The organism is Mesorhizobium sp. CNPSo 4671, assembly GCF_057784245.1.
Window position 1 is genome coordinate 179,583 of the sequence record NZ_JBWLUW010000002.1, and the last position, 21,632, is coordinate 201,214.

Sequence of the window (21,632 nt, forward strand, 5' to 3'; positions counted from 1 at the left end):
TAGACGTTTAGCAAACCCGATTACCGCGACTGAAAATTGACCAAAATCAAAGACGGGAGATTTGAACTGGAGCGATATTTTTTTGCCCCATGTGGCAACCGATCATGACAGCTCCATTTTCCCGTTGGCTGGAACTGTCCGTCCAGAACGAAGGTGGTGTGCATTCGCTCGTATTCCCGTGGGAAAGAGTGCCGTACGGATGGAGGAACGCGACAACCGGCGTTCTGGTCGATGTGAACCCTACCCATTGGCGAAATTGGGCCGAACAGGACGAGGAAACCTAGTTAGCCGGTGGCTTTGCTGCGCGGTTGGTTGCGTGGCGAAACTTCGCCTTTTCCTCGTCGAGCAGCTCCAAAAGCATCGTCTGAGCAGCGGGGTCGCTTTCCGTCGCCAGCTTCTTTTCAAAGTGCTTGATATTCTCGCGGTGCACGAACTCGGCCTCGCTCCGTGACATAGCTCGCTCTTTCAAGGAGGGCCAAAACAAGCCCACACGCTATGCGTTTCGTGGTTAGCGGTCTAGGGCCACCCAGCCGTAGGAGCTAGCCACTGTGAAACCTGATACGGCGACTTATGATTGGCCATCGAAGCACGGGGTTCCCTTGGGCAGCGGAAGCTTCCCGCTTCGCAACGCCTACAAGCCGTCAATGCAGCTTGATCCTCGGGGCCGGCGGCTTGACCATCACCTGAAGCGGCCGGCGACGCAATGGGTCAAGCCCGGTATCTTCGGCCGCGTGAGGCATCTGCATGGCCAGGAGGATTGTCTACACGCTTCCCCGCAGGATTTCCGGGAGAAATGAGTTCAGCTGCCGGTCTGCTTACGGCCTCCAATCCGGCAATTTGCGGTGAATCAAAGCCTGGACCATCCATTGGGCTAAAAACGCTTGCGGCCGTCTCGCTGCTGAACAGAGGCGAAATCCGATGAAACTCATAACATGTCTCCCGCTGGCTACATATCCCGAGGCGAATACGGTGAAGATCGCTTCGAATGCAGTGGCGCTCGCCAGGCAGGTGGGGGCCGCGCTTCATACGGTCGTTGTCAATGTCGACATTCCCGACGTCTCGAACGCGCTTTCAAGCTATCTGCTCGATCTTCCAGCCAAGATTCGAGAGGTCGAGGCGACCAGCCGCAAGCGAGGCAAGATCTTGCTGGAAGCGCTTGCCAAGGAGGCGTCGCAACACGATGTGACCCTCACGACCGAGGATGTGGCCGCGCCGCCGGCTCTGATGGGCGATGTGGCCGCAGAACGGTGTCGCTATTTCGATCTGTCACTGGTCGGCATGGCCGCGGACAATCCGACAGCGCGCATGACTGCCGAGGCTATACTGTTCGGCGCAGGCCGGCCGACGCTGCTTTTTCCCGAAGCGACGGATGTTCGTCTGCTCGACCATGTCGTCATCGCGTGGAACGGAAGCCGCGTGGCGGCACGGGCGGTCGCTGACGCGCGGCCGTTCCTGGAGGGCGCCGCCAGGATCACGGTCATCAGCGTGACCGACGAAAAGCCGCTTCCGGGAAAAGACATCGGCGAACGCCTTGCCGATGGCCTGCGGGTGCGTGGCCTGACCGTCGAGAGCAGTTCGATCCGAGCTGGCGACCGTTCGATCGGCGCCGCTCTCCAGGAGCATGCCGTCAAGATTGGCGGCAAGCTGCTGGTCATGGGTGGATACGGTCATTCGCGGGTCAGGGACTTTGTGCTCGGCGGCGCAACCGAGGGAGTTCTCGCGGATCTGCGGATCCCTATCCTCCTGTCGCACTGAAATAGCGTTTCGTGAGAGCTGTCCACACATTGGCTGACAGTCCGCAAGAAAGATTTGACATGCCCCAGCCTATCTCGACGGCCGACGTGTTTCCCGGCCTATCGGAGGACGAGGCTCAAGTCAGGCTTGTCGCCGAGGGGTACAACGAACTGCCGAGGTCCAACCAGCGCACGCCGTTGCGGATTGCCTTCGAGGTCATTCGGGAGCCGATGCTGGCGCTCCTGCTTGGCGGCGGCGTTGTCTATCTCAGTCTGGGCAATCTGGAGGAAGCCCTGATCCTGCTGGCCTTTGCCACGATGTCGATCAGCATAACCATCATACAGGAGACCCGCACCGAGCGTGTCCTGGAGGCGCTGCGTGATCTCACCAGCCCTCGCGCCCTGGTCATACGTAGCGGTGAACGCAAGCGCATCGCCGGTCGAGAGGTTGTTCGGGGGGATCTCATCGTGCTCGGCGAGGGTGACCGGGTGCCGGCCGATGCCAGGCTTCTCCACAGCCAGGACCTTCAGAGTGACGAATCCCTGCTCACCGGCGAATCCGTGCCGGTTCGAAAGATTGCCACTGACGGCGCCTCACCACTGGCCGAACGCCGGCCGGGCGGCGACGACCTGCCTTTCATATTCTCGGGTTCACTGATCGTTCGCGGTTCAGGCCTGGCCGAAGTCCTGGCGACGGGGCCACGAAGTGAAATTGGCAAGATAGGGCACTCGCTGAGTTCAATGGAGACGGAACCGCCGCGATTGCAGGCGCAAATGCGGCGCGCCGTGCGCATTTTCGCTATGGTCGGGGGTGCGGTCAGCGTCGTCGCGGTCCTGCTTTATGGGCTTCTGCGAGGCGGCTGGCTTGACGCCGTGCTCGCGGGCATCGCGCTCGGCATGTCCATGCTGCCGGAAGAGTTTCCGGTCGTGCTCACGATCTTCATGGCCATGGGGGCGTGGCGCATCTCACAAGCGCGCGTCCTGACCCGCAGGGCCGCCGCGATCGAAACGCTTGGCTCGGCGACGATCCTTTGCACCGACAAGACAGGCACCCTCACCGAAAACCGGATGACGATTGCCGAACTTCGAACGGCTGATGGAAAGTCGTTTCGGATGGCGGACAGACCGGGCACCAGTCTGCCAGCCGCAGCCGCCGATCTGGTCGAGACGGGTGTGCTTGCCAGCGCCCAGATTCCCTTCGACCCCATGGAGGTCGCATTTCACAAACTCGGTAAGGAACGGCTATTGAAGCACAAGGTTCTGGGGAGACCGAATTGGGGACTGGTCCACGCATATCCGCTTCGACCCGGACTGCTGGCGATGTCCAATGTCTGGCAATCGACAGGTGGCGACGGCAATTCTCTGGTTGCGGCAAAAGGTGCCCCAGAGGCGATCGGCGCGCTATGCCATCTGGGCGCGAGGGACGTCAAGGCCTTGAAGGGATCGGTCGAAGCCATGGCGGCCGAGGGGTTGCGCGTGCTCGGTGTGGCGCGTGGGTCTTATCGCGGCACAGACTTGCCGGAGACGCAACACGATTTCAAATTTGAATTTCTCGGGCTGGTCGGCCTGACGGATCCACTTCGCGCGCGTGTTCCAGAAGCCGTGAGCGACTGCCGTTCCGCTGGCATCAGGGTGATGATGATCACCGGCGACTACCCGGCAACCGCCAAAATGATCGCGCGCCAGGCTGGCCTCGATGTCGAAAGCGTCGTGACCGGCAGTGAGATGCAAGCGCTCGGTGACGACGAGCTGGCGCTGGGTGTGAAAACCGCAACCGTGTTCGCGCGCATCATGCCCGAGCAGAAGCTTCGCATCGTCAACGCGCTGAAGGCGAGTGGTGAAATCGTCGCCATGACCGGCGACGGGGTCAATGACGCGCCGTCGCTCAAGGCCGCCAATATCGGGATCGCCATGGGTGGCCGCGGTACCGACGTTGCGCGCGAGGCATCGTCCATCGTGCTGCTCGACGACGATTTCGGTTCAATCGTCAAAGCAATTCGGCTTGGCCGCCGCATCTTCGACAATCTGCGCAAGGCCATGGGCTTCATCTTCGCGGTCCACGTACCGATCGCGGGTCTCTCACTGCTGCCGTTGCTGTTTGGCCTGCCGATCCTGTTCGGACCGATACATATCGCCTTTCTGGAGATGGTGATCGATCCCGTGTGCTCGCTGGTCTTTGAGGCTGAAAGCGAGGAAGACGATGTCATGCGCCGTCCGCCTCGCAATCCGGACTCGTCACTGTTCTCCGGGGCGTTGATCGGGTGGGGACTGATCCAGGGGGCGCTCGCCTTCGCGCTTCTCGCCGGCGTTTACCTTGTCGCCCTGAGACAGGGCATGGCCGAGAACGAAATCAGGGCGTTGATTTTTTTCTCGCTGGTGCTGACAATCGTGGGACTGATTTTCGTCAACCGCTCCTTCAGCGCATCGCTTCTGACCGCGCTGATCAGGCCGAACCGGTCGCTGATGATTGTTGTCGTGGCCGTCGCTTCAATGTTGTGCGGGACGCTTCTGTGGCCGTTTGCCACCAGTCTCTTCCGCTTCGGACCGCTACACCTCGACGATCTGGCAGTGACGCTTGCTGCGGGAACTGCCGTGCTGGCATGCTTGGAGTTGCTGAAGCCATTCTGGCGGGAGCGGCTGAAGGCCTAACCGCAGATTCAATGAGCCGATCCATGACCAGTCGTCGGTTGGAAAAGAGTTGGATGTCAACAAGGGTTGGAAACGTGAAGGAAATTCCCGGACGAACCGTTTCGGTGTTGGCAAGATGAACGCCGACAATCCACGAATTCGCGGAAGCCACGTGGGCACACTTGTACTGGCCGCCGCCGCGATCGTCGGGATTGTCGTCTGCGTGCTTTTGGCCGAGCCATTCTTGGGCGCGATCACATGGGCGTTGGCACTGGCAATCCTCTTTGTCTCTTTCCATGCCTGGATCGAGACGAAGTTGAAACACCCCAACCTTGCGGCGATGGTTTCGGTCTTCACGATCGTACTGCTCGTCGTTGTCCCGGCAGTCTTCCTGGTAGAGCGCTTGGTAGAGGAAGCTGTTTCTGGGGCAGCCTCCGTCCGAACCCGGGTGGCTGATGGAGAACTCCAACGTCTCCTGGACGCCCATCCCGGTATCGCACCTATTGGGAGGTGGATAGAGCAACAGATCGATCTGCCGTCGATGATGGCGAGCCTAGCAACATGGCTGAGCAACGCCGGCGCAACGTTCGTCAAGGGCTCTGTGTTGCAGGTGGCGGAAGTTCTGCTGACAGTCTACATGCTGTTCTATTTCCTGCGCGATCGCCACGCCGTTGCCCGCCTGTTGCGCGATTGGATGCCACTGGAGAGCGCAGACACGGAGCGGCTGTTTCAGCGGGTGTTCGATACCGTCCATGCCACGGTGTACGGGACGCTCGCGGTGGCAGCAGTTCAGGGTTCGTTGGGCGGGTTGATGTTCTGGATCCTCGGGTTGTCGACGCCCCTACTTTGGGGCGTGGTGATGAGTCTGCTTTCCGTCGTGCCAGTGTTGGGTTCGTTCATCGTGTGGATACCGGCAGCAATCCTCCTCTTGCTTGATGGTGATTGGGGCAAGGCCCTGATCCTCTCGGGCTGGGGCGGTATTGTTGTAGGCGGTATCGACAACGTCCTTCGCCCGATGTTGGTCGGCAACCAGCTGAGGCTCCACACGATCCCCGCGTTCATATCGATGATAGGTGGGCTCGCACTTTTCGGGGCTCCAGGATTCATACTGGGACCCCTGGCTGTCACGGTGACGATGCTGCTCATCGAGGTATGGGCCGCGCGCGATAAGATCAGCAACAGCAAGCGACAGGAATGACCTCTTGCTAAATGCCCCGCGGGCGACAGCGTAAGGCAAGCCCGCGTATGGCTAGCGGTCGGATCCCTAACCGTCCGGCGGCCGGCCGCTTACACCGCGGTGCCGACCAGCGCGCCGACGCCGGCGGTGAGCGCTATGGCGAAGGCGCTCCAGAAGGTCACGCGCAACGTTGCGCGAAGGATGTTGGCGCCGCCTGCTTTGGCGCCGATGGGCCGGTCAGACGAGGGCACGACGACGGCCAGTGATCTTCTCGATGTTGATGCGGAAGAAGAGGTGGGGCGGGCTGGCCACCCTGTCCTCGGAGTGAGGTGTCTCGCTGCCAGGTTCCCACCAGTTGGGGCGCGCTTTCTGCAACAGCGACCATGCGTGGTCGCGCTCATTCTGCCGGGGGCCCATTTCTGAGAGTTCTTCGAAACGACCGAAGGCGATGACACTCCACCAGCTGCGAGGGCTGCGAATCTCGTCGACTTCGAAGCAAACCTGTGGATGTCCCCGCATTGCCAAGACCTTGTGACCAATCAGGGAGAAGCTGTAGATGTGGCCGCCCTCGTAAACGAAGCTGATTGGCACGACGTACGGCATCCCGTCTCTTACGCAAGCGAGGCGCCCGACCCTGCTTGCGGCCAGGTGCATCCTGCATTCATGGGCAGTTATCTCACTGATGGTCACGTGACTCCCCTGGGTGAAAGAGCGCCTCGCTCTGTGCATCGTGATGAAGCGGACTTCTTGCCTCCACTGGAGTCGCGACCGTCGAAGTCGAAATGAGACGTGTTATGACCGTTGCGATACGAAAATAGTAGAGATGCCGTCTTGGTCGGCAATAAGCGAGAATTGCCATTACATCGTTGGCTGATCTTCTAGCCGGCCGTCTCAACAAATCGATCAGCGAAGTTAGCGAGTGCGTTCCAGTCAGTGAATTCGTGGTCGCGCTCGGGGCTCGGATCGCCGCTCTTCATGACGACGAATTTGACGAACTGCTCCTGAAAGTAATCGTACTTGTTGAAGCGCAAAGCACCCCCGAGAAGGAGAGTCATGGATGGTTGCCACTCTGTCACGGAGACAAAGCGATCCACGTATTTTTGAGCTTCCGTCTTTTGGTCTCCCAGCGCCGCCGACAGACTGACGGATATGAGGGCTGAGGGTTTAGTGTTCAGCAGTTCGTGATGCGCAAATACGAAGTTCGTGACGGTTTCTTGATGGTGCTCCTGGTGAACCGACGCGGCAATGACGAACGCGTCGAAGTGTCCGAGCTTCAAATCGGATGCGAGCGCTGCGCTGTCACGCAGCTCGACCTGGTGCCCGCGCTCGCGTAAATGCGTTGCCGTCCGTGCAGCAATTTTCCCCGTCTGGCCTTCGGTCGTTCCATAGACAATCAGGATATTCACGATAATCCTCCGACAACAGCGCCCACGTCGTTTACCGAGAGGACCCGGCGCGAGGCATGGAGTAGGCTCTGCTAATCGCTGGCGAGCGTGGCGTCTGCGCAATCTTCCTCGACAGTCAGGAAACCGATCTAACCTCGATCCGCTTTGTCGCTGCCTCAGGAGCTCTCGGGATGGCGAGGTGAAGTACACCGTCCTTCATGTTCGCCTCAATTCCATTGATATCGAAATCCCCGGAGAGAGTGAACTGCCGCTCGAAATCGCCGACGTCATACTCGCGATAGGCCTGGCTGTAGCCCAGCGGCGTATCCTCTTCGACGCGGCCATAGATCGACAGCACCCGCTTCTCCAGCGTGACCTCCAAACCCTCCGGGCTGACGCCGGGCAGATCCGCAACGACGACAAGGCCCGTTTCAGTTTCGTATATGTCAACCCGTGGTACGAAGACTAACCTCTCATGGGTCCGCTCGCCCACGTCCAGCTCCGCGGACAGCTTGCCCTCCAGCTCCGGTTGGCTAGTCGGCGTGGCCTGAGACTGCTTGCTCCCCTTCGTTCCCGCTCTCGTGGCCTCTCTCTTAGCCATGACCCGCCTCCTTGCTCGCCTTCACGTGAATGCGCTTTGGCTTGTCCTCTTCGGCCCGTGGAAGATCGAGAGTCAGTACACCATTGACGAGATCCGCTCCAACCTTGTTCGGGTCAACCATAAACGGCAATGACACAGTCCGGACAAACCGGCCTCGACGACGCTCTCGCCGGTGGTATCCTCGCCGGGCTTCCTCAGCTTCGGTTTGCCGGTCTCCGCTGAAAGTAACGGAATCTCTGTGTATCAAGATGTCCACGTCTTCTGATCTTATGCCAGGCAGTTCGGCGGCGATGATGACGCCGTCCTGGCTTACGAAGACATTGACCGCTGGGAATTCCAGTAGGCTCGCTTCGTCTTGGAGGCGGCGTATGTTGCGGAACGGATCTGCGCCGAATAGCATCCGTGCGATCATTGTCTCCTCCTCGGAAAGCCGCGCCGCAAGGCCCTCGGATTTCCTCGATGTAGAGCAGGGCCACCCCCGCTCTTCACCGCCCATCGGCGGTGCGCCATGAGCGGCGAGTACCGAACCCGCAACTCCCACCTTCCAGCTCTGAACTTAACTCCAGAGTCGCCTAGGTGGTGCCGCAGGTTCGCCCATCATGTTTCACTGGCAATCTGGTTTACCTGCCGGGGTTCCCATTCGCTTGAACGGTTCTCCATAGTGTATGGCCAGTTTGTCTCAGCATGACGATGAAGAAGAATGCCCGGATGGCACTTTGTTGCCTTGACATGAATCAATTCGAACAGCTCATTGGATGGTTCCGCCCCGGAAGCCATGACCCGTTCGCCGGCGCGGCGGCTGCGAACATAGTTCATCATTTGAAGGCTTTGACCGCCGCCTCGAAATTGACTTCCAACGATCTGTCGTGGTGGAGGATGGGCGGAATCTCGCCATCGATGTTGAGGAGTTCATAGACCGCCATTTGCGCGACCCGAACCGAATACTCGACCGTAAACACGACGTCCTCGGGGATTTCAACGAACTGACTGACAAAAGCCAAGTTTCTTGAACATTTGGGGACAGGTAGCGGCCGGTCACCCTGTGCACGCGGCATGAACATGCTGGTGATGTATGGCAGCCTGCATGGAATGCAGGTCGCCGTGGCGAAGGTCTTCCGATCAAAATTAAGATGACCGCAAAGCTCCTGGAGAATCTCGGCGCCGGTACAATCCGACATCGGTTTCGCTACGAAATCACCAATTCGATCCGGGTGCAGTGCGTATCCCCAGAAGACTTGAATATTCTCGGGCTGATGGATGAAATGCGGTTGATGGGCCAGAACGACCGACATCAGCCATTTCGAGTCCTTAAACGTAACCAGGCCACCAGTGCCGGCCTTGTTGCCGGAGAATGTTTCCATCTTGTCGAAAAAAGCCGTGTCCCTGAGCGTGACCGTGAAGGATTCCCAACAGGACTCCGGGATACTGGAGTTGAACGCAGCGGGTTTGCCGAACTCGGGACGGCCTTCGGCCAGCTTTTCCCATAGGGCCCAGCCGCGGCTATCTTGCTTTGTCATCTGGTCAGGAGCTTGCGTCGTTGAACCGAAGCTCGACGCGTCGGTCATGGAGCCGTTCTGGAAGAAAACCAAGTCATCGGGACCTACGGCAACAGTCTCGGTCTCAGCCTCTCCCGTTCGTTCAAAGGTGATTCCTCTAACAACAACCTTGCCGTCGTCGGATACAAGATCGAAGTCGGTAACAAAACAGCCCTTCTGGAAATTTACACCCTTTTCCAGCAGCCAAGCCTCAAGCGGGCGGACCAGGGAGTCATATTGATTATAGACCGTCCGTTTGACCCCTGCGAGGGTCTCAATACGCGAGAACTCCTTGATGAACCTGTGCAGATAGCGCTTGAACTCGACAGCGCTGTGCCAAGGCTGAAAGGCAAAGGTCGTTGCCCACATATACCAGAACTTGGTCCTAAAAAATTCCGGCGAGAGCCAATCGGTGATGCTGTCCTTACCCAATTTCGGCTCGCTCGCCGTCATGAGTTTGAGGAGCTCCATCCGATCCGTCATTGTGAACCCCATCGAGGTCACGTCGATTATAGCCCGGTCCCGGTCCACGAGGCGCGCCTGGGAGTGCGCCTTGATCTGTTTGTTGAACTCAACCGTCTCGTCGAACACGGTCTTGCCCGGGTTCACCAGGGACGGGATCGACTTGAACAATCCCCAGGTGCATTCATAGTTGTCCGTCGTCAGCATGCGGCCGCCGCGCAAAGTGTAGCCATCGACGTGGTTTCCAGAGCCATCAAGGCTTCCGCCCAGGACAGGTAAAGCTTCGTAAATAGTAATGCTCTCTCCCGGCATGCCGCCGTCTCGGATCATGAACGCTGCAGCCGCCAGAGAACCGATGCCGCCGCCCACCAGATATGCCTTATTATGTTTAGCTGTCATTCGCATTCTTCTCTTCAAATTGCTTTATCTCTTGGAATACCAAGTCACCGTCGACCCAAAGTCTCGTCACGCTGAGTTTGCCGGGTGAGGGCGTGTCACACTGGCGGCAACGCTCCAAATATGGCGATCACCGCTCGTCCCCCACACCACCGTCATCAGGGGCGACTGCGCCGTCACGAGAATCCCGCCGCCGTTCCAATTCACTGCGGATGCCCTTGGGGATTTCCCTGCATCCGCAATGAACCGCGTGCGCCAAGTGCCACGCGATCCGTTCGTCCATGGTCGCGTTCGCGGGCATCGCGTTTGCCTTGTGCCATTGCCTGTTCATGGCTCACCGATCCCATTCTGAGACGTGAAATCATGAAGTCGTGAAATCGTCAGAACAGACCAAGTGCCTTGGTGCTGTAGCTGACGAGCAGGTTCTTGGTCTGTTGATAGTGATCGAGCATCATCTTGTGGTTCTCGCGGCCGAAGCCCGAGGCCTTGTATCCGCCGAAAGCGGCATGGGCCGGATAGGCGTGGTAGCAGTTGGTCCACACCCGCCCGGCCTGAATTGACCGGCCGAGCTGATAGGCATCGTTGCCGTTGCGTGACCAGACGCCCGCGCCCAGGCCGTAGATCGTGTCATTGCCGATGCGGATAGCATCGTCGATGGTCTTGAACGGGGTGACCGAAAGCACTGGCCCGAAAATCTCTTCCTGAAAGATGCGCATCGAGTTGTCGCCGGTGAACACCGTCGGCTGGACGAAACAGCCCTTCTCAAGCTCGCCGCCGAGATGGGCACGTTCGCCACCGGTGACGCATTTGGCGCGCTCCTGCTTGCCGATCTCGATGTAACCCAGGATCTTGTCCATCTGATCCTGCGAAGCCTGTGCGCCCATCTGCGTGGTCGGATCGAGCGGATCGCCAACCTTGATCCTGGCGACGCGAGCGACTGCTCGCTCCATGAACTTATCGAAGATCGATTCCTGAACAAGGGCACGCGACGGACAGGTGCAGACCTCGCCCTTGTTGAAGGCAAAGAGAGCGAACCCTTCGAGCGCCTTGTCGAAAAACTCGTCGTCGATATCCATCACGTCTGCCATGAAGATGTTTGGCGACTTGCCGCCCAGTTCCATGGTCTGGGGAATGAGGTGCTCGGCCGCATATCCCATGATCTGTCTTCCCGTGGTCGTCTCGCCGGTGAAGGACACCTTGGAGATGCGGGGGTTGGCCGCGATGGCCTTGCCTACAGTGCCGCCCGGTCCGGTTACGACATTGAGAACGCCTGCGGGCAGAATGTCCGCCGTCAGGCCGGCAAATATCAGCAGTGTAAGCGGCGTGTTGGAGGCCGGCTTGATGACCGTGCAGTTGCCTGCTGCAAGGGCGGGCGCGATCTTCCAAGCAGCCATCAGCAGCGGAAAGTTCCATGGGATGATCTGACCAACGACACCCAGCGGCTCTTTGAAATGGTATGCGATCGTCTTTTCGTCGATCGTGGAGATACCGCCTTCCTCGGCTCGGATGCAGCCGGCGAAGTAGCGGAAGTGGTCGATGGCGAGGGGTACGTCGGCGCCGCGCGTTTCGCGGATCGGCTTGCCATTGTCGAGCGTCTCGGCGAGCGCTAGCAGTTCGAGATTCTCCTCCATGCGGTCGGCGACCTTGTTGAGCAGCTTCGCCCGCTCCGCCGGTGATATGCGTGCCCAGGCGTCCTTGGCCTTGTAGGCTGCGTCGAGAGCAAGTTCGACATCCCGTTCAGTCGACTTGGCGAAGTCGACCAGTCGCTCGCCATTGATGGGGCTGAAATCGGTGAAGTACCGCCCCTCGACCGGGGCGACCCATTTGCCGCCGATGAAATTGCCATAGCGCGCGGGCAGGTTTCCTTTTGAGCGCACGAGTTCCAACGCGTGATGAGACATGACCGTATCCTTTCAGCAGCGTGCTTTTCGTCGACTGCTCGCACAGACCCTCCTGCCTTTCGGCTGACCGGACATTGATCCCGGTCAACGGCGAAAGATTTCCTCATTGCGCTAGGTCAATGAAACAGGACGTGGCGCGGCTGATTGTTCGCCAGGCCAGCAAGAGATGCAGTCGCGAAAACAAGGAGAATGCGCTGTGGTGAAGATGATGAAAGCCGCCTTGGTCCGTGAATTCGGCAGGCCGCTATCGATCGAACAGGTTCCGGTTCCGGTGCCAGGGCCGGGCGAGGTCCTGGTCAAAGTGATCGCGTGCGGCGTCTGCCATACCGATCTGCATGCAGCAGATGGCGACTGGCCGGTGAAGCCCGTGCCGCCGTTCATTCCTGGCCATGAAGTTGCCGGCGTAGTCGCGGCCCTCGGCCCCGGCGTGACGGACTTCAAGGAAGGCGATCCGGTCGGTGTCGCCTGGCTGCACGATGCCTGCATGCGTTGCGAATACTGTGAGACCGGTTGGGAGACGCTGTGCGAACACCAGCACGACACCGGTTATAGCTGTGACGGCGGCTTCGCTGAATATGTCATTGCGGCGGCGCCCTTTGCCGCTCGGTTGCCAACTGGCGTCGATTTCGCGCAGATTGCGCCAATCCTGTGCGCCGGCGTGACCACATACAAGGGTCTGAAGGAAACAGAGGCCCGGCCCGGCGAGTGGGTGGCTATATCCGGCGTCGGTGGTCTCGGCCACGTGGCAATCCAGTATGCCAAGGCGATGGGGCTGAAGGTCGTTGCCTTGGATGTTGCACCCGAAAAACTCTCTCTGGCCAAGGCCGCAGGGGCGGATCTTGCCTTTGACGCGCGCTCGCCGGATGTGGTGGCCAGGGTCATCGAGGGTACCGGAGGCGGCGCACATGGGATTCTCGTTACTGCGGTTTCGACGCCTGCCTTCAGCCAGGCGCTGCATATGGTTCGCCGCAAGGGTACGATCAGTCTGGTCGGTCTGCCGCCCGGCGAATTTCCGACACCGATCTTCGACGTCGTTCTGAAGCGCATTACGGTGCGTGGCTCGATCGTGGGAACCAGGCGCGACCTCGACGAAGCCATCGCATTTGCCGCTGACGGCAAGGTAAAGGCTGAAATCACCAAGGCGCGCCTTGAAGACATCAACACAATATTCGCCGACCTCAAGGCCGGCAGGATTCAGGGGCGGATGGTGCTCGATTTCTCCGAGCCCGTTCGCAAGCCGGTGTCTGAACGCGCGGCCGTTCCCGCTTGACAAGAAACGGGAAGGGCGGTGGCGCGAAGCCGCCGCCTTTCCCGTTGAAATTCCGAAAGAGGTTTTGTCGGACGTACGTCTGCGACGAAACAGATTCTGGATTCATATCAAGTCCCTAAGTCACACCGGTCCTTAGGATCAGCTTGGGCCTTGGGAGGCCATAATGGGGATGCGGCTTCAGATCATGAGGCCAGCGCGTCGACGGGTTAAGGAGTGCTGCTTCCCGTCAGCCCGAGTGCGTCGGCATCGACGACACGACCGCCGACACCGGCCTGCGCGCCGAGAAGGGCATGGCCGATCCATATCCGAACCGCATCACGATGTCGGGCCTGCGGCCCGGCAAACCGATGAGGCGTGCAAGGTCGGGCCGCAAGGCTGCGACTTCGACAGGCTGGTTGATGAAGGCGTGTTTGAGTCCGAGCGCCGTTGCCTGCAAGGCGAAGCGCTGACAGGCGCGCCCAGCACGCATCCAGTGATCCTTGTCGTCGCGTTCCGACACGAAGACCGCGACCCCCGCCGACGAGCGCACTTGCTTGGCATACTTGTCGTTTTCCGCCGTGACACGGAAGACAAGATCGAACAGCAGGTTGCCTAGCCAGGCCGGCGCGATCGGATTACCGGTCGACGCACCAAAGAGTCCATCACCGGTTTCGAGCGCCTGGCGAGGATTGAAGCGCAGCCAGCCCTTCAGCTCGCGCACAAAGGCGGGATCGGCCATCTGGGTGGCGTTGCCCGCGATGACCAGTTCGAGCACGCGCTCGATCTGCCGCCGATCCGTGACCAGGATCAGATCGACGCCCGGAGTGCGAGCGGCGGCGGTCAGGGCGCTCAAATCGCCGCTGTCGACCGATCGCCCGTCGTAGTCGGCGCGCGTCGACTGTCGCCTAGGGATTGCCTCGAAGAGGATGGAGTGTTCCGGCTGCGCGGCTTTAAATTCGAATGCGACTGAGCCCGACCCTTCAGGGTCGAAGGTCAGTTCTCCGTTTCGGCCACGCTCCGCGGCGGCGATGGCCAGATTCTCGGCGGCACAGCCGATGCTGGTGAAGAGATGGTGGTCATCGGGATCTACAGCCGGCGTTCGCCGTGAGAAATCCGGTTGGATCGTGATGCGGCCTTCCTCAATGTGAAAACGCCAAGGCTGGGTGTTGTGGCCGCTCGCGGCCAGTGTTGCGTAGCGAACCAGATCTCTGGGTTCCGGATGATCCGGTAGCGTCGCCCGGGCCTTGGCGACGGCAGCGGTGTAATCAGTCATCGAGCCCATACGCGAGAGACCAAACGCAGTCGCGCCGGCGGCGCCGAACGCCACCACACCTCCGCCAATCAGCATTCGCCGCCTATTCATCGTCGATCGCCGCCGCCGCGGCCAAAGCCCCATGCCGAAACGATACCCGGTCCTGATGACAGATCGCCTGGATAGCGGCGCGGGCGGTCAAGAGCCCGCTCGGGAGACCGCCTCCCGGCTGGACCCACTGACCCACCATCGCGAAGTGCTTGAGCCCCGGCAGGGTCTGCGGCAACGCTCCGAAGCCGGTGTCGGGGGTCATCAGCCAGCCCTCCATACTCCCCTTCCAGTTGCCGGTGTAGCGGAGAACCGTCGCCGGGGTCGACACGTCGACGATGTCGATCTCGTCTCGGACACCGGGTAGCCGGCGTTCGAGCACGGCAATGACGGCTTGAGCGATGCGATGCTTCTCCGCTTGGTAGCGTTCCGGGCTGTCGCGGCGCAAATCCGCCCAGAACGCGAAATTGCGTGTGGGCAGAAAGCAGGTCACCGCGGTCTTGCCCGGTGGCGCGAAGGTCGGATCGTAGTGGAAGATACGAAACGACAGCGTCTGAAGGCGCGTCGCAGGATCGACCTCGAACGGGTCGCGAAGAACCAGGGTCAGGTAGCCTGGCTCCTGCGTCAGGTCGCGCGCCACGCCAAGGGAGACCTGTAGATAGGACGGAAAGGTTTCGTAGTGGGCGAACGCCTTTTCGAAGGCTTTGTCGGTGTATCTGCTGCCGAGCAAGGTATGAATGGTGGCGTGGCCGTCGGCAGCCGAGACGACCCAGTCGGCGGGGACAATCTCGCCACTTTCCAATTGAACGCCCGTGGCAACGTCGTCCTTGACCAAGATCTTGCTGACGCGAGCCTCGTAACGCACATGCCCGCCGAGCGAGACGAACCTCTCTATGATCATGCGGATGAGGGCCTGGGAACCGCCGATTGCGTAGCCGGCATTTCGGCTGCTCATCCAGGCGAGCGAAAGGACAAGCGCCAAAACCGACAGATTGCCCGTGGCCCCTCCACAGAAGAACGCCTGCAACAGAGGATGCTTGAATCGCCGCCCGTAGTCTTCCACGCTCACATGGGACAGGCGCCACAGCAACGGCAGATCCGGCAGCATCTTCAGCATGCTTGCGACCCTCCTTGGCCAAGGGTCGCTCATAGGTGGCATGGGCAAGTCGACAAGCTGACGAATGGCGCTGACGAAGTGACGGACCTCGCTCTCGTCCTCCGGCGCGACGTTCAGAAGCTCGGCCTCCAGGTGATCGACGTCCGTGTAGATGCGCAGGCTTGCGCCGTGCGCGTCCTCAAGACAGACGAACTCCTCGTGATCGACGAAACTGAGTGCGTCGATGTCGCACACCTCCCGCCATTCGGCGTGCAGTGTGCCGCCCGGATTAGAGCCCACGAGCCAGTGCAGGCAGGTTTCGAATGTGTAATCGCCCCGGCGCCAACTCGCGGCCAAACCGCCCGCACTCTGATGCTGTTCGAAAAGGTCGACCTGATAACCGCATTTTTGGGCGTAGACAGCCGCGCAAAGACCGGCGATGCCACCGCCAATAACAGTAACGTTGCCTGGGCGTGGTTTCACGGCTCCCTGCTCCATGGTGTAAATCAGGCGCTATTGATCGAGTTGTCGTGATGGTGTGTGGGGTTCCCCTAGAGCTAACAGCCTCAAGCACAGGCGGTTCAACATTCGGAAAATCACCATGACAACCTCGCAGCAAGGTTCAGCGCTGGCTTTGATCTCGGTCAAACCGTGCGGGTCTTAGGGGTTTCTCAGGTTATCGAAATGCCAAGGGCATACGGTGATGGTGCGAACGCTGACCCCAGCGGTGGCGAATTCTTTTTCATCCATAAGCGCTGTTGGGGATCTGCAACGCTAGATATCGCTCATGTCCCTGTGTCACACCGGTATCGTAAGCGGGCGGTATTCGACTGATGGGCGAAGAGACGCCCATCCTCCCAGAACAAGCCCTTCCGGTCCTGCCGGCGGGGCCTTCTCTTCGTTAGAACCGTCGTGGCGCTCGCCAATTACCCTTGCTAAGGTGGCGACATGGAGCCGATACAGGCCAATACTCGTCATGGATGCGAGTAATGAAGGCCGTCAAAAAAGAGCCCCCCAAGGCCTCAAAGAAGGATATCGCTAGAGCGGCCTTCTTTTCGATCATCGCGAACGCGGATCAGGACATCGGCAAGGCCAAGAACCTACAGGCATTTGCCATTGCGGAGCGTCAGTCGGACTAAGCAAGTAACCTCGACGCGGGGACGCTTTCATAGAGCCACAAGTCCATGCGCACGAATTGCAGAAGATACGGTCAGTCGCCCCGTGCTCCATGCTTGCGCATATCCTCGATCCAACGATCCCGCTTCTTTTCGTCGGCAAAGGTGAGGCCATATAGGCTCTCGCGAATTGGTTTGATCCCGGCGAAGCTCAACATGCTGCGCTCGAAAGCGCGCAGTCCGTAGGCGCCAAAATACCAACGATAAATCAGTACCGGCATTCCCATGGTCACGACGATACGAGCCGAATGGCCGGCGAGCAGTCGCCTCGGAAAGCCCTCTTTCCTGTATTCCATGGCAAAGCCGGGCCTAAAGATGTGTTCGAGAAAGCCCTTGAATTGCGCCGGCATGGTTCCATGCCAGAGCGGAAACAGAAACACCCAGTGTTCCGACCAGCGCATGTCTTCGCGCGGTTGCACCAGAGCAGGCGGCAACGCGCCGGTCTCGAAATCCACCTGCGTGCGCAACAATGAAAACTCAAGCTTCCCGACCTCGATACGGCGAACCTGATGCCCCGCCGCAGTTGCGGCTTCGGCATAAGCGTCGGCCATCGCGTGCAGCAAATGGTGGCCCGCCGGGTCTGGGTGGCCCTGGATGATTGCGATGCGCTTTGCCATCTGTCGCCCCCTGAAACGGGCTATTCATAACTCGTTCCCTCGAACAGCGTGTTGATCTCGCGCAAGGTCTGAAGGCCGGGATATCCCTTCAGGGTCAGTCGTGACTGGGTCGACCCAGAGTCAAGTCCGGTCGGCTATGTCGCCGAAAGCGGAAGTCCAGGTAATCCGCAACCCCGCAAGATGGTTGCGGCTACCGGAATTCGCACGGGGAGGCCAGCGAGCGCCGCCTCGCCAGCTGGCAATTTTGCAGTTGAGGCGGCGGCGCCCGTCTTCGCTGATCTAACGTTTGGCACTCAACCGTGCGCCATTAAGCTTCTCAGCCATGCAAGAACCTTGCTGCCTCCGAGCATCCTGCGCACCCTGCCGGCCGCCCAGTCGGCCCGCATCGTGGAACCGGCGTGGCAACTGCAGACGATGTCGTGCAACTGCCAGTCGGACAGTTCGAAGAAGCGCTTGGCTTCGCCGTAAGTGTCCGATTTCAGGCCCGATGCACGCAGCAATGAATCATCGAAGGCAACCGTGATCGGCGACCCGGTTGCCCGTGCCTCATCGCGGAGCCCGGAGTTAAGATGCTCGGTACCGGTGAGCGCGGTCAGGCAGCGCGACGGATTCATTTCGAGCAGTTCCGCCCACCGTTCGATCCGCTGCTCTCTGATCATCAGCAGGGCCGGCGCCATCGGATTGATGTCGGCGATCGACTGCAGTTCCTCAAGTGTTTGATGTTTCATGACTAGCTCCTGTTCTTAGCTTTGTTTTTAGCTTTCAGCGGCGTCCGCAGCCTGTCGTCTTCGACCTACGGTCTTCAACTCGACGTCTGAGAGCTCGCGGCTAAGAGATCATGGGCGCGAGCCGCTCGGATTGCTCAAGCGACCTTCAGCTGACACCACGCAGCGGCATATAAAGCGAAAGAACCGTCATCGATCTCTAATGTTCCAACGGCAGGGGCAGATTTCGTGCGGCCGGCCACACAATGGGGTTAAGCCGGTGCAGATCGGCCGTGTAAAGCGTGTGCGCGGGGACGAGGACACGCGCCATGCATCGCTTCAGGACTTCACGGGCCAGAAAAAGCCCTGCAACAAAACCTAGTTTCAGCGGTTCCTTTTGTTTGGCGGAACCTATGTGGCCGACTTTCGATAATGGGGTGAACCCAAAGCCCAGCGAAAAATGTTGGCGGATCGGCTGGCCAGGGAGACTTGTACCGACGAGCAAGAAGCCGAGCGACTGATTGCTCATTGGGACCGATTGGAATTTGCTGCTTCGCGAGGCTAGGTTCCTGAAAGGGCGACACTAGAATGCCGCCGAAAGCACTGCCAGCTTCCAAGCGCCGCGATTGCCAGCCGGTCGCCGATCTGTTGCCGTCGGAAAATGGCCGCGGAACTAGTGATCCTTGTTAATCCAGGCGAGATGACTGTTTTGCGCTGCATGTCGGCCCTGGAGATTTCTTAGCCGCCTGCTTGAAAGCAGACGCTGCTAGCGAAAGGGCTGGACGTCTTGATTGCGCCAGGTCTGGCGCTTCGCTGATTCGTCTCAAACGACTCGGGTCGATCCTGTGCCGACCATCCGGCCAATGGCTTGGGGCTATCTTCCCTGTGCTTAACGGCTCTATGTTGAGAAGGACGGCGCTGATCTGGCTGCAGTAGGCTGGATTGAGGGAGCACGACGTGAGTGAGACCCGGAAAATAGCAGCGATTCTGGTCTCGGATGTGGTCGGCTACAGCCGGCTCGCCGGCGCGGACGAGGATCGCATCCTGGCGCGGCTGCGGGCGCTGCGCAGCGATCTGATCGATCCGACGATCGCCGTGCATCATGGTCGCGTGGTCAAGCGCACCGGGGATGGAGCCCTCGTCGAGTTCCGCAGCGTCGTGGACGCCGTGCGCTGCGCAATCGAGGTGCAGAATGGCATGGTTGAGCGCAATGCCGGGCTGCCGCCCGACCGCCGCATCGACTTTCGCATCGGCATCCATCTGGGCGATGTCGTGGAGGAGCGCGACGGCGATCTGATGGGCGACGGCGTCAATATCGCCGCGCGGCTCGAAGGCATTTGCGAGCCTGGCAGCATCTGTCTCTCCGAGCAAGCGTACTGGCAGGTCAAGGCAAGGCTCGACCTCGCAATCAACGATCGCGGCGCTGTGCAACTCAAGAACATCGCCGATCCGGTCCGAGTTTATTCGCTGCAAGTCGGAGTCCCCGCTCAGGCGAAGCCCGCGGAGCCTGCTGTGCCGGAGAAGCTTTCGCCGCAGCTCGCGCTGCCCGACAAGCCTTCGATCGCCGTGTTGGCGTTCCAGAACATGAGCGGCGATCCTGAGCAGGAATATTTCGCCGACGGGATAACCGAGGACGTGATCACCGACCTCTCTAAGGTCAGCGGCCTGCTGGTGATCGCGCGCAATTCGAGCTTCGCCTACAAGGGCAAGGCTGTCGACGTGCGGCAAGTGGCCCGTGAACTCGGTGTCCGCTCGGTGCTCGAAGGGAGCATCCGCCGCGCCGGCAACCGTGTAAGGATTACCGCTCAGCTGATCGATGCCGAGACCGGCGGACACCTTTGGGCCGACCGTTTCGATCGCGAACTGAGCGACGTCTTCGCGGTCCAGGATGAGGTCACCCGGCGGATCGTTGACGCGCTGATGATCAAACTGAGCCCGAGCGAAGCCGCGATGCTTGGTGCTGTCAAAACGACCAGCAGCAAGGCACACGACTTTTTCCTGCTCGGGCGCGAGGCGCTGTGGGGGACCATCAGGAACCGTGACGTGTTCGAGCGCTCGACCGACCTGTTCGCGCAAGCGATCGCCCAGGATTCAAGCTATGGCGAACCCTATGCCGGCCTCGCAATGGCCGAGGTGCTCAACTGGCAATTCCATTGGACGGACGGCTGGAGCGAGTCACTTGAAAAGGCCGAGCGCCATGTCGGCTTGGCGTTGCAGAAGAGTCCGCAGGTTGCCTTCGTTCACTACGTCGCCTCGGTCTTCTACTTGTGGAAAAAGGATCTCGCCAGATCCGCGGCTGAAGCGGACGCGGCGCTGAATCTCAATCCGAACTACGCTCAGGCGCACAACTCGCGCGGCATCGTCAACATCTATGGCGGCCAGCCCCTCGCGGCTATTCCCCATATCGAACAAGCCATCCGGCTCGATCCTGCGTTGAAGCAGCTATACATCCACTTTCTCGGCTCTGCCTATCTTGTCGCCGGCAAATTCGAAGCTGCCTCGGCGCTGTTCAGGGAGCGTATACAGCTCGCCCCGAAGACCGACCTCTCCCGCGCCTTTCTTGCTGTCGCGCTCGGCCATTTGGGCGAGGCCGAGGAAGCCGGCCGGGTCTGGCGCGAACTGATGGAGATCAATCCGAAATACTCCTTTGCCGAGCATGTTGGACGGCTACCCTTCCGCGATCAGGCCGACATAGACCATCTGTTCGAGGGCCTCAGCAAGGTTGGCCTCCCGGCTTAAATGCAAATTAGCATCGAGCTGTCTGTCTTGCTGAAAGACATTGTCTCGCGTCTCCTTCCCGAGTCTAAACATGGGGCGTTCGCGTAAAGGGGGGTCACGTCCGTCCTGGCACAAGGCCGAGTGCCAGCGCGGGGTTGCCCTCGGCCGCTTTCCATTCGAAGCCCGGACTACGGCAAACGTGGTCGGCTAGATGCAGAGTCCCTTGGTTTTATGGGGTAGGCCGAGCCTGAATCGTTCGAGGCTCGTTTTTCCAAATTTTTCAAATGTATTCAAAGGGTTTGAGGTTCTTGAGGGTCTCCAGCCTGCGACGAAATTGTAGGCGGAGCAGGAATGCTTGAGACTTGCGCCATTGTCAGTGTTGATCGGTGACGAGCGGCAGCTGCCCGCGAGAGTGCCCCTGATGCGGCCGAGACGTAAGTCCATAAGTTGTAGGCGAAATGATTTTGGGCCTTTTCGTCAGTCTTGTCCGTCTCATTGATGCACTCGTCACACGTAGCTCAATACTCGCCGTTTCGAAAGGCTTGGGAACGATGCTTGCGGTAAACGGCGGCAACGACGTGCAATTACGCTGGTTCCGACCTCGGCCACCGGGTCATATCCGCTCCTTGCCGATCTGACGGAGGCTTGCAATCGTTCAGATTGCCTCGTTTGCAAAGCAAAGATTTGCCTCGGCGCTGAGCCCACTATGAGGCCTGGACCAAACCTGCACGACGGGCCGCTTTCAAAAATGCCCTTCTTGCTTGTTGCGGAGCCCGCCATCCGTCCAAGGAGTCGCGGCAAGTGCGGCAGGCAGCTCGATAGCTTGGTCCTCTCGCCCATTCTGGCCATTGGTCATGGAGGCACTCAAGTGCTTCCCAACTGCTGGCAACCACCCGCTCCCTTGAGGGTCTCACGCGCAGTCTCACAGGTTCGGAAAATCGAATATCCCTCATAG

The 21,632-nt window shown here is 59.8% G+C and carries 20 protein-coding genes and 1 pseudogene; 6 read left to right on the forward strand and 15 right to left on the reverse strand.

Going from position 1 to position 21,632, the window contains the following annotated elements:
* Positions 1–280 precede the first annotated feature (280 nt).
* A complete protein-coding gene (locus AC04SF_RS05220) occupies positions 281–454 on the reverse strand; it encodes a hypothetical protein (RefSeq protein ID WP_488476823.1) in 174 nt (57 codons plus the stop codon).
* 515 nt (positions 455–969) lie between these two features.
* On the opposite strand from AC04SF_RS05220, the gene AC04SF_RS05225 reads away from it, so the two are divergent.
* From AC04SF_RS05225 to AC04SF_RS05235, 3 genes are read left to right on the forward strand one after another with little or no spacing between them, the layout of a single operon-like run.
* The gene (locus AC04SF_RS05225; protein WP_488476824.1) at positions 970–1,755 is read left to right on the forward strand and encodes a universal stress protein; all 786 of its coding nucleotides are present in this window, start codon (positions 970–972) and stop codon (positions 1,753–1,755) included.
* Between the two features lie 59 nt (positions 1,756–1,814).
* Positions 1,815–4,382 (forward strand): cation-translocating P-type ATPase, encoded by a 2,568-nt coding sequence (locus AC04SF_RS05230; RefSeq protein ID WP_488476825.1) that lies wholly within the window; start codon positions 1,815–1,817, stop codon positions 4,380–4,382.
* Between the two features lie 49 nt (positions 4,383–4,431).
* Entirely contained in the window at positions 4,432–5,559 is a 1,128-nt protein-coding gene (locus AC04SF_RS05235; RefSeq protein WP_488476826.1) for an AI-2E family transporter, read from the forward strand.
* A gap of 89 nt (positions 5,560–5,648) precedes the next feature.
* Here the strand turns inward: AC04SF_RS05235 and AC04SF_RS05240 are convergent.
* The 8 genes and pseudogenes from AC04SF_RS05240 to AC04SF_RS05275 all read right to left on the reverse strand — a co-directional run.
* Positions 5,649–5,768 (reverse strand): annotated as a pseudogene (locus AC04SF_RS05240) (VIT1/CCC1 transporter family protein); the annotation flags it as partial.
* A gap of 7 nt (positions 5,769–5,775) precedes the next feature.
* The gene (locus tag AC04SF_RS05245; protein ID WP_488476827.1) at positions 5,776–6,267 is read right to left on the reverse strand and encodes a pyridoxamine 5'-phosphate oxidase family protein; all 492 of its coding nucleotides are present in this window, start codon (positions 6,265–6,267) and stop codon (positions 5,776–5,778) included.
* Positions 6,268–6,416: 149 nt separating this feature from the next.
* Complete coding sequence (locus AC04SF_RS05250; protein ID WP_488476828.1) at positions 6,417–6,944, reverse strand: flavodoxin domain-containing protein; 528 nt, start codon at positions 6,942–6,944, stop codon at positions 6,417–6,419.
* A gap of 115 nt (positions 6,945–7,059) precedes the next feature.
* Entirely contained in the window at positions 7,060–7,524 is a 465-nt protein-coding gene (locus AC04SF_RS05255; protein ID WP_488476829.1) for an Hsp20/alpha crystallin family protein, read from the reverse strand.
* On the reverse strand, positions 7,517–7,936 hold the full coding sequence (locus AC04SF_RS05260; RefSeq protein WP_488476830.1) for an Hsp20/alpha crystallin family protein: 420 nt from the start codon (positions 7,934–7,936) through the stop codon (positions 7,517–7,519). Before AC04SF_RS05260 ends, AC04SF_RS05255 begins: the two co-directional genes overlap by 8 nt.
* 185 nt (positions 7,937–8,121) lie before the next feature.
* A complete protein-coding gene (locus AC04SF_RS05265) occupies positions 8,122–8,343 on the reverse strand; it encodes a hypothetical protein (RefSeq protein WP_488476831.1) in 222 nt (73 codons plus the stop codon).
* Positions 8,340–9,920 carry an oleate hydratase gene (locus AC04SF_RS05270; RefSeq protein ID WP_488476832.1) on the reverse strand — a complete coding sequence of 527 codons (1,581 nt, stop codon included), beginning with the start codon at positions 9,918–9,920 and terminating at the stop codon, positions 8,340–8,342. The genes AC04SF_RS05265 and AC04SF_RS05270 overlap by 4 nt, the downstream gene beginning before the upstream one ends.
* Before the next feature lie 377 nt (positions 9,921–10,297).
* Positions 10,298–11,818 carry an aldehyde dehydrogenase family protein gene (locus tag AC04SF_RS05275; RefSeq protein WP_488476833.1) on the reverse strand — a complete coding sequence of 507 codons (1,521 nt, stop codon included), beginning with the start codon at positions 11,816–11,818 and terminating at the stop codon, positions 10,298–10,300.
* A gap of 205 nt (positions 11,819–12,023) precedes the next feature.
* Here AC04SF_RS05275 and adhP point away from each other — a divergent pair, with 205 nt between their 5' ends.
* A complete protein-coding gene (gene adhP, locus AC04SF_RS05280) occupies positions 12,024–13,088 on the forward strand; it encodes an alcohol dehydrogenase AdhP (protein ID WP_488477327.1) in 1,065 nt (354 codons plus the stop codon).
* Between the two features lie 226 nt (positions 13,089–13,314).
* Here the strand turns inward: adhP and AC04SF_RS05285 are convergent, their stop codons facing one another.
* Together AC04SF_RS05285 and AC04SF_RS05290 are read right to left on the reverse strand one after the other, a co-directional pair.
* Positions 13,315–14,415: an Acg family FMN-binding oxidoreductase gene (locus AC04SF_RS05285; RefSeq protein WP_488476834.1), complete on the reverse strand. Its 1,101-nt coding sequence runs from the start codon at positions 14,413–14,415 to the stop codon at positions 13,315–13,317.
* Between the two features lie 7 nt (positions 14,416–14,422).
* On the reverse strand, positions 14,423–15,946 hold the full coding sequence (locus tag AC04SF_RS05290; protein WP_488476835.1) for a phytoene desaturase family protein: 1,524 nt from the start codon (positions 15,944–15,946) through the stop codon (positions 14,423–14,425).
* Between the two features lie 506 nt (positions 15,947–16,452).
* Between AC04SF_RS05290 and AC04SF_RS05295 the strand changes: the two genes are divergently transcribed.
* A complete protein-coding gene (locus tag AC04SF_RS05295; RefSeq protein WP_488476836.1) occupies positions 16,453–16,602 on the forward strand; it encodes a hypothetical protein in 150 nt (49 codons plus the stop codon).
* 71 nt (positions 16,603–16,673) lie between these two features.
* On the opposite strand, the gene AC04SF_RS05300 is transcribed toward AC04SF_RS05295, so the two are convergent.
* The 3 genes from AC04SF_RS05300 to AC04SF_RS05310 form a co-directional block, all read right to left on the reverse strand.
* Positions 16,674–17,255, reverse strand: coding sequence for an NAD(P)H-dependent oxidoreductase (locus tag AC04SF_RS05300; protein WP_488476837.1), 582 nt, complete (start codon positions 17,253–17,255; stop codon positions 16,674–16,676).
* Between the two features lie 293 nt (positions 17,256–17,548).
* Positions 17,549–17,983, reverse strand: coding sequence for a hypothetical protein (locus AC04SF_RS05305; protein WP_488476838.1), 435 nt, complete (start codon positions 17,981–17,983; stop codon positions 17,549–17,551).
* Between the two features lie 196 nt (positions 17,984–18,179).
* Positions 18,180–18,488 carry a hypothetical protein gene (locus AC04SF_RS05310; protein WP_488476839.1) on the reverse strand — a complete coding sequence of 103 codons (309 nt, stop codon included), beginning with the start codon at positions 18,486–18,488 and terminating at the stop codon, positions 18,180–18,182.
* Between the two features lie 428 nt (positions 18,489–18,916).
* Here AC04SF_RS05310 and AC04SF_RS05315 point away from each other — a divergent pair, with 428 nt between their 5' ends.
* Positions 18,917–20,698: an adenylate/guanylate cyclase domain-containing protein gene (locus AC04SF_RS05315; RefSeq protein ID WP_488476840.1), complete on the forward strand. Its 1,782-nt coding sequence runs from the start codon at positions 18,917–18,919 to the stop codon at positions 20,696–20,698.
* 683 nt (positions 20,699–21,381) lie between these two features.
* On the opposite strand, the gene AC04SF_RS05320 is transcribed toward AC04SF_RS05315, so the two are convergent.
* On the reverse strand, positions 21,382–21,630 hold the full coding sequence (locus AC04SF_RS05320; RefSeq protein WP_081295965.1) for a DUF982 domain-containing protein: 249 nt from the start codon (positions 21,628–21,630) through the stop codon (positions 21,382–21,384).
* Positions 21,631–21,632 lie beyond the last annotated feature (2 nt).

Coding starts and splice junctions, on each gene's coding strand:
- AC04SF_RS05310 (WP_488476839.1), bottom strand. CDS start 18,488: ATGAGCAATCAGTCGCTCGGCTTCTTGCTCGTCGGTACAAGTCTCCCT.
- AC04SF_RS05295 (WP_488476836.1), top strand. CDS start 16,453: ATGAAGGCCGTCAAAAAAGAGCCCCCCAAGGCCTCAAAGAAGGATATC.
- AC04SF_RS05285 (WP_488476834.1), bottom strand. CDS start 14,415: ATGCTGATTGGCGGAGGTGTGGTGGCGTTCGGCGCCGCCGGCGCGACT.
- AC04SF_RS05305 (WP_488476838.1), bottom strand. CDS start 17,983: ATGAAACATCAAACACTTGAGGAACTGCAGTCGATCGCCGACATCAAT.
- AC04SF_RS05265 (WP_488476831.1), bottom strand. CDS start 8,343: ATGATGAACTATGTTCGCAGCCGCCGCGCCGGCGAACGGGTCATGGCT.
- AC04SF_RS05255 (WP_488476829.1), bottom strand. CDS start 7,524: ATGGCTAAGAGAGAGGCCACGAGAGCGGGAACGAAGGGGAGCAAGCAG.
- AC04SF_RS05275 (WP_488476833.1), bottom strand. CDS start 11,818: ATGTCTCATCACGCGTTGGAACTCGTGCGCTCAAAAGGAAACCTGCCC.
- AC04SF_RS05260 (WP_488476830.1), bottom strand. CDS start 7,936: ATGATCGCACGGATGCTATTCGGCGCAGATCCGTTCCGCAACATACGC.
- AC04SF_RS05270 (WP_488476832.1), bottom strand. CDS start 9,920: ATGACAGCTAAACATAATAAGGCATATCTGGTGGGCGGCGGCATCGGT.
- AC04SF_RS05245 (WP_488476827.1), bottom strand. CDS start 6,267: ATGCACAGAGCGAGGCGCTCTTTCACCCAGGGGAGTCACGTGACCATC.
- AC04SF_RS05320 (WP_081295965.1), bottom strand. CDS start 21,630: ATGAGGGATATTCGATTTTCCGAACCTGTGAGACTGCGCGTGAGACCC.
- adhP (WP_488477327.1), top strand. CDS start 12,024: ATGATGAAAGCCGCCTTGGTCCGTGAATTCGGCAGGCCGCTATCGATC.
- AC04SF_RS05300 (WP_488476837.1), bottom strand. CDS start 17,255: ATGGCAAAGCGCATCGCAATCATCCAGGGCCACCCAGACCCGGCGGGC.
- AC04SF_RS05230 (WP_488476825.1), top strand. CDS start 1,815: ATGCCCCAGCCTATCTCGACGGCCGACGTGTTTCCCGGCCTATCGGAG.
- AC04SF_RS05220 (WP_488476823.1), bottom strand. CDS start 454: ATGTCACGGAGCGAGGCCGAGTTCGTGCACCGCGAGAATATCAAGCAC.